This window comes from Pseudactinotalea sp., from assembly GCF_048594945.1.
Lineage (GTDB): Bacteria > Actinomycetota > Actinomycetes > Actinomycetales > Beutenbergiaceae > Pseudactinotalea.
Genome location: NZ_JBMDXJ010000304.1, coordinates 1 through 4,903, shown reverse-complemented (window position 1 = coordinate 4,903; position 4,903 = coordinate 1). Strand labels below are relative to the sequence as shown.

Below are 4,903 nucleotides of genomic sequence, written 5' to 3'. Positions count from 1 at the left end.
GATCACGATGTCGACGGGCGCCCCGCCCCAGGGGCGCACGTGGGACACAGTCAGATTCGCCATGCCACAAATGGTATACCATTTGTGGATAGTCGGATGTGGGACGCTGCCGGGATGCTCGCTGCCTTCAGCATCGCCCCGCTCACCTCCGACCCCACCGGAAGCGTCACCGACGCCGTCGCGCGCGCCGTCAAGGTGGTCCGCGACTCCGGGCTGCCGAACGAGACCACGGCGATGTTCACCACGATCGAGGGCGAGTGGGACGAGGTGATGGCGGTCGTCAAGGCGGCGGTCGGCGCCGTCGCCGAGGTCTCCCCGCGCGTCTCACTGGTGCTCAAGGCCGACATCCGGCCGGGCTACACCGGGCAGCTCACCGCCAAGGTCGAGCGGATCGACAACGCATTGCAGGGCGACAACTGACCTGGTCGCGTACTACTGGAATCGTCGCACCACCTGCGGCCACCCGCAGGCCTCGGCGACCTTGCCGGCCCACATGCGCGCGGTCTCGTCGTCGGGCACGTCGATCGCGGTGAAGCCACCGAGGTACTCCGTCGCCTCGGTGTAGGGACCGTCGGTGAACACCAGGGTGCCGCTCGTCGCGTCCGCGGTGACGGCAGCCTCGATGTTCTCGTCGAGCCCGCCGGCGGCGACGAGGACGCCGGCGGCCTCCATCTCGTCGCAGACCGCGTTCGCGAGCGGACCGCGGCTGGCGAACCACTCGGACGTGTGGTCGCCGACCCACTGCTGGTGGAAATAGATCAGGTACGTGGTCATGTCACTCCTCGGCTGGCGTGCGGCTCGGTGGCGCTGCTCTCATGACGATGGCACGGCCCCGGAATCGACACCGCCCGTTCACGAGACGACATCCCGCTGCCACGCGCCGATGGCATAGATTCTCAGCATGGAATATCGCCAGCTCGGCCGCACCGGTCTCCAGGTCTCCCCGCTCGTGCTCGGCACGATGAACTTCGGCCCTCGCACCAGTGAGGCCGACAGCCACGCGATCATGGACGCCGCGCACGAGGCCGGCCTCAACTTCTTCGACACCGCCAACCGTTACGGCAGTCCGCACGGCCAGACCGAGGAGATCCTCGGCCGTTGGTTCGCCCAGGGCGGCGGGCGCCGCGAGCGCACCGTGCTGGCCACGAAGTTGTACGGCCAGATGGGCGACTGGCCCAACGAGGGCAAGCTGTCCGCACTCAACATCCGCCGTGCAGCCGACGCCTCGCTGCAGCGACTGCAGACCGACTACATCGACCTCTACCAGATGCACCACGTCGACCGGGACACGCCGTGGGACGAGATCTGGGAGGCGATGAGCGTGCTGCGGCAGCAGGGAAAGATCCTGTACGTCGGCTCGTCGAACTTCGCGGGCTGGCACATGGCGACGGCACAGGGTGCAGCGGAAGCGGCGGGTGTGGTCGGCCTCGTCAGCGAGCAGTCGCTGTACAACCTGATGTCGCGGTGGGTCGAGCTGGAGGTGCTGCCCGCGGCCGAGCACCACGGCCTCGGCGTGATCCCGTGGTCGCCGCTGTCCGGCGGTCTGCTGGGCGGCGTGCTGGCCAAGCAGCGTGACGGCGTGGAGGGTCGCGGAACGGCGAACACCGACGGCATCGAGAAGAACCGTGAGGTGCTCACCGCTTACGAGGCTCTGTGCGACGACCTCGGCGAGAAGCCTGCCGACGTGGCACTCGCGTGGCTGCTCACCCGCCCCGCCGTCACCGCTCCGATCATCGGCCCGCGCACTCCGCAGCAGCTGCAGGACAGCCTTCGCGTGCCGGAGATCGAGCTCGACGACGCCACGCTCGAGCGCCTCGACGAGCTCTTCCCCGCCCCGTTCCCCCGGGGCAGCAAGCCTGCCCCCGAGGCGTACGCCTGGTAGCCCGTCCCGGCGCTACGCCGCCGGCACCGTGCGCCGCATGACCGTGTTGAACTGCCCCTTGGGCCGGATGAAGTCGAAACCGTTGCGCGCGTACATGTCGCGGGTTCCGTTGTAGAGGAACGACGCCGAGATCTTCTTATCCGGCCGGTTGACGTGCGGGTAACCCTCCACGATGCCGCCTCCGGCTTGGGCGATCAGGTCGAGGGCGCCCTGCAGGGCAGCCTCGGCCAGGCCCTGCCGCCGGTACCGGCGGTCGACGAAGATGCACGTCACCCGGTAGTCCGGCAGCAGGTCGAGCTCGGCGAGGTACTGCTTGCTGTGGTGGATGTTGGGCAGCTCCTGCGGCGTGCCGTACTCGGCCCACGCGATCGCCTCGCGCTGCCCGTCCTGCTCGGTGACCAGCAGTGCGGCGTGCGCCTGCCCCTCCTCCACGTAGCGCTTCTTCCGGGCACGGTTGCCCTCGGCGCCCTCGCCTGCCTCGCCACGGTCCGGATGGAACCAGATGCACCAACAACCGCCGAAGATGCCGCCGTGCCGGTCCACCACGTCGTCGAAGAGGTCCCAGGTCTCAGACGACAGCGGCTCCACGCTGTACGCCGGAGCCTCGCTGACAGATCCACGCGTCGTCGCCATATCGGGACACTACGGTGCCATCCGGACGATCCACTTCCGGATCACGCGATCCGCCGCTCGGCTCGCACCACTACCGTGTGGCCGCGAGGCACCCGTCCCCTTCTCCCAGCAGGAAGCGCTCCCGGCATGCAGACCAGCCCACTCCCCAAACGACCGGACGTCGCACTCACCTCGCTCGGTCTCGGCGGCGCACAGGCGGGCAACTTCGGCGGTGAACGCAGCGACGAGCAGGTCGCCCAGACCCTCTCCACCGCCTGGGACGCTGGCGTGCGCTATGTGGACACCGCTCCGCACTACGGGCTGGGGCTCTCCGAGCTCCGGCTCGGTGCGTTGCTGCGGGAGCGCCCGCGCGAGGACTACGTGCTGTCCACGAAGGTCGGCCGACTGCTCGTCCCCTCCCCGGCAACCGCGCACGAGCGCGACGCCGCCGACAACGGTTTCCACGTGCCTGCCGACCTACGCCGAAGCTGGGACCTGACGCGTGACGGCATCCGCCGCTCCCTCGACGACTCGTTGGGCCGGCTCGGGCTCGACCGGATCGACATCGCGTTCCTCCACGACCCGGAGGACCGGATGGACGAGGCGGTCGCCGAGGCGATCCCGGCGCTGGTGGAGCTGCGCGAGGAGGGTGTGGTGCGCGCCGTGGGCGCCGGGATGAACTTCTCCCACCATCTCGCGCGGTTCGTCCGCGAGTGCGACATCGACGTGGTGCTGTGCGCCGGCCGGTACACACTGCTGGACCACAGCGCGCTCGCCGACCTGCTCCCCGCAGCGACCCAGAACGACGTCGGCGTGGTGATCGGCGGCGTCTACAACTCCGGCCTGCTGGCCGTGGACCGCCCCGGCTCCGACGCCACCTTCGACTACGCGCGCGCCCCGCGCGCGCTGGTCGAGCGGGCGCACGCGCTCGCCGACGTCTGCGAGCGCCACGCCATCACCCTCCCCCAGGCTGCTCTGGCCTTCGTGGCCGCCCACCCCGCCGTCGTCTCCACCGTCGTCGGGGCGAGGGACGCAGCGGAGGCGACCGACGCCGTCGAGCGCGCGAGCACCACGATCCCCACCGAGTTGTGGGACGACCTCCGCACCGCCGGGCTCATCCCCGAGGATGCAGCCACGCCGTAGAACGTGCACCAGAGCTCGTGGCTCAGGCCCGCCCGGGCGTGACCTCTGCCTCGATCAGGCGCAACGCCCTGCCGGCCAGCCGCACCATGCCGGGGTTGGTGTCCCAGTAGTACGGGAGCGCGTTGAGCGCCTGCAGCTGTGCCCAGCCGCGGGCACGGAGCACGTCCTCGGGCGTGGCTCCGAGATCGCCGAGGAAGGCGCGCCCAGCCGGGGTGTCGGCGCCACCGAGCAGGTACCAGCAGGGCGTGAGGTCCAGCGCGGGGTCGGTCACGTTGAGGGCGCCGAAGTCGATCACGCCGGAGAGTCGACCGTCGGTCGTGAGCAGGTTGCCCGGGAGAAGGTCGCCGTGGGTCCAGCGTTGCTCGGTCGGCGCGGCCGCGCCCCGGGACTCGCCCCACGCGCTCACCAGTGCGGCCGCGTTCACCCGGTCGCCGAGCTCCTGGAGTCGATTCTCGACGGCGGTGTCCCCGTCTCCGAGGTAGCCTCCTCGGGCGGTGGCCGGCCTGGGTGGTGCGTCCGCGATGTCGACCTCGCGGAGCGAGCCGACGAACGCGGCGAGATCCCTCGCGAGGCGCGTGTCGCCGTCGAGCACTCGCCCGACGAGGTCCTCCCCGGGCAACCACGACTGCACGGACCACGGGTGCGGGAACTCGGAGGTGGCGTGGCCGTGGGCGAACACCTGTGGCACGGCGAGCGTCACGCGCGGCGCGAGGCGAGGGAGCAGCGCGTCCTCCTTGCGTGCCTGGGCGGCGGCCCAGGCAGTGCGAGGGAGGCGGAGCGAGGCCTGCTCGCCGATGCGGTAGACGTCGTGGTCGGTGCCGAAGTGCTCGATCGGTGTGAGCGGCAGGTCGGCCCACCGGGGGTGCTGCTCGGCGAGCAGCCGCCGGGCGAGCGTGACGTCGGTGGGGCTCTGGTTCTCGTGCATCTGCATCGGCCCGATCCTGGCTCACCGGTGAGTCGTGGTCGAGACATTTGACGCCGAATCGTTGATTTTCCGCCGTTTCGGGCAATGTCGGAGGTCGGTGGTGTAGTAGCTCGTATGGATGCACTTCCTCTCGGACTGGTTGGCGACGGCGCGTTGCGTGCTGCCGTTGCGGCCGATCGTGAGGTGACGCGGATGGAGGCGGTGCGGCTGGATCACCTGGCCCAGTACTTGGGTGAGGTGTCTGAGGAGTGGGAGGCGCCCACGCCTGGTCCTGGGGTAGAGCAGGCGGTCCGGTTGGGTGGTCCGGGGACTCCGGCGGTGCCGGAGTTCGCGGTCTGTGA

The 4,903-nt window shown here is 70.2% G+C and carries 7 protein-coding genes; 4 read left to right on the top strand and 3 right to left on the bottom strand.

Going from position 1 to position 4,903, the window contains the following annotated elements:
• Positions 1-114: 114 nt before the first annotated feature.
• Positions 115-420: a thiamine-binding protein gene (locus ACOJSN_RS13425; protein ID WP_420113007.1), complete on the top strand. Its 306-nt coding sequence runs from the start codon at positions 115-117 to the stop codon at positions 418-420.
• A 12-nt stretch (positions 421-432) separates the two neighbouring features.
• On the opposite strand, the gene ACOJSN_RS13420 is transcribed toward ACOJSN_RS13425, so the two are convergent.
• Positions 433-774 (bottom strand): YciI family protein, encoded by a 342-nt coding sequence (locus ACOJSN_RS13420; protein ID WP_420113006.1) that lies wholly within the window; start codon positions 772-774, stop codon positions 433-435.
• A gap of 127 nt (positions 775-901) precedes the next feature.
• On the opposite strand from ACOJSN_RS13420, the gene ACOJSN_RS13415 reads away from it, so the two are divergent.
• Positions 902-1,882 carry an aldo/keto reductase gene (locus ACOJSN_RS13415; RefSeq protein ID WP_420113005.1) on the top strand — a complete coding sequence of 327 codons (981 nt, stop codon included), beginning with the start codon at positions 902-904 and terminating at the stop codon, positions 1,880-1,882.
• A 12-nt stretch (positions 1,883-1,894) separates the two neighbouring features.
• Here ACOJSN_RS13415 and ACOJSN_RS13410 read toward each other — a convergent pair whose 3' ends face one another.
• Positions 1,895-2,515: a GNAT family N-acetyltransferase gene (locus ACOJSN_RS13410; RefSeq protein ID WP_420113004.1), complete on the bottom strand. Its 621-nt coding sequence runs from the start codon at positions 2,513-2,515 to the stop codon at positions 1,895-1,897.
• 126 nt (positions 2,516-2,641) lie between these two features.
• Here ACOJSN_RS13410 and ACOJSN_RS13405 point away from each other — a divergent pair, with 126 nt between their 5' ends.
• Complete coding sequence (locus tag ACOJSN_RS13405; RefSeq protein ID WP_420113003.1) at positions 2,642-3,637, top strand: aldo/keto reductase; 996 nt, start codon at positions 2,642-2,644, stop codon at positions 3,635-3,637.
• 22 nt (positions 3,638-3,659) lie between these two features.
• Here ACOJSN_RS13405 and ACOJSN_RS13400 read toward each other — a convergent pair whose 3' ends face one another.
• A complete protein-coding gene (locus ACOJSN_RS13400) occupies positions 3,660-4,568 on the bottom strand; it encodes a phosphotransferase (protein ID WP_420113002.1) in 909 nt (302 codons plus the stop codon).
• Positions 4,569-4,676: 108 nt separating this feature from the next.
• Here ACOJSN_RS13400 and ACOJSN_RS13395 point away from each other — a divergent pair.
• Positions 4,677-4,903: hypothetical protein (locus tag ACOJSN_RS13395; protein ID WP_420113001.1), on the top strand; the 227-nt coding region annotated here is incomplete at its 3' end.

Coding starts and splice junctions, on each gene's coding strand:
- ACOJSN_RS13425 (WP_420113007.1), top strand. CDS start 115: ATGCTCGCTGCCTTCAGCATCGCCCCGCTCACCTCCGACCCCACCGGA.
- ACOJSN_RS13420 (WP_420113006.1), bottom strand. CDS start 774: ATGACCACGTACCTGATCTATTTCCACCAGCAGTGGGTCGGCGACCAC.
- ACOJSN_RS13415 (WP_420113005.1), top strand. CDS start 902: ATGGAATATCGCCAGCTCGGCCGCACCGGTCTCCAGGTCTCCCCGCTC.
- ACOJSN_RS13410 (WP_420113004.1), bottom strand. CDS start 2,515: ATGGCGACGACGCGTGGATCTGTCAGCGAGGCTCCGGCGTACAGCGTG.
- ACOJSN_RS13405 (WP_420113003.1), top strand. CDS start 2,642: ATGCAGACCAGCCCACTCCCCAAACGACCGGACGTCGCACTCACCTCG.
- ACOJSN_RS13400 (WP_420113002.1), bottom strand. CDS start 4,568: ATGCAGATGCACGAGAACCAGAGCCCCACCGACGTCACGCTCGCCCGG.